We start from the raw sequence: 552 nt of genomic DNA on the forward strand, positions 1-552 counted from the left end.
AAATATGGTATCCCATAGGGGATTCGAACCCCTGTTACCGCCGTGAAAGGGCGGTGTCCTAGGCCTCTAGACGAATGGGACACATTTGATACGTTATACTCTGCATCGAGTGAATACTCATTGGTGTCTGTAGGCTAAACACCAATGCTATATAGATAATCAAAGAACTCTTTCGAATCATGTTCAACCATCTTAAATATGGTATCCCATAGGGGATTCGAACCCCTGTTACCGCCGTGAAAGGGCGGTGTCCTAGGCCTCTAGACGAATGGGACACATTTGATACGTTATACTCTGTATCGAGTGAATACTCATTGGTGTCTGTAGGCTAAACACCAGTGCTATATAGATTATTAAACACTTTTTCTAAAACAATAGTTTCGAATCATGTTCAACCATCTTAAATATGGTATCCCATAGGGGATTCGAACCCCTGTTACCGCCGTGAAAGGGCGGTGTCCTAGGCCTCTAGACGAATGGGACACATTTGATACGTTATACTCTGTATCGAGTGAATACTCATTGGTGTCTGTAGGCTAAACACCAGTGCTA

3 tRNA genes are annotated in these 552 nt (G+C 43.5%); all 3 read right to left on the reverse strand.

Features of this window, described 5'->3' with window-relative positions:
- Positions 1–5 precede the first annotated feature (5 nt).
- A tRNA-Glu gene (locus AAEY97_RS21130) sits at positions 6–81 on the reverse strand.
- Positions 82–199: 118 nt separating this feature from the next.
- Positions 200–275 (reverse strand) — tRNA-Glu (locus AAEY97_RS21135).
- A gap of 132 nt (positions 276–407) precedes the next feature.
- Positions 408–483: transfer RNA gene (locus AAEY97_RS21140), tRNA-Glu, on the reverse strand.
- Positions 484–552: the final 69 nt, after the last annotated feature.

Source organism: Shewanella sp. TB7-MNA-CIBAN-0143, from assembly GCF_040310065.1.
In the GTDB taxonomy this organism is placed as follows: Bacteria; Pseudomonadota; Gammaproteobacteria; order Enterobacterales; family Shewanellaceae; genus Shewanella.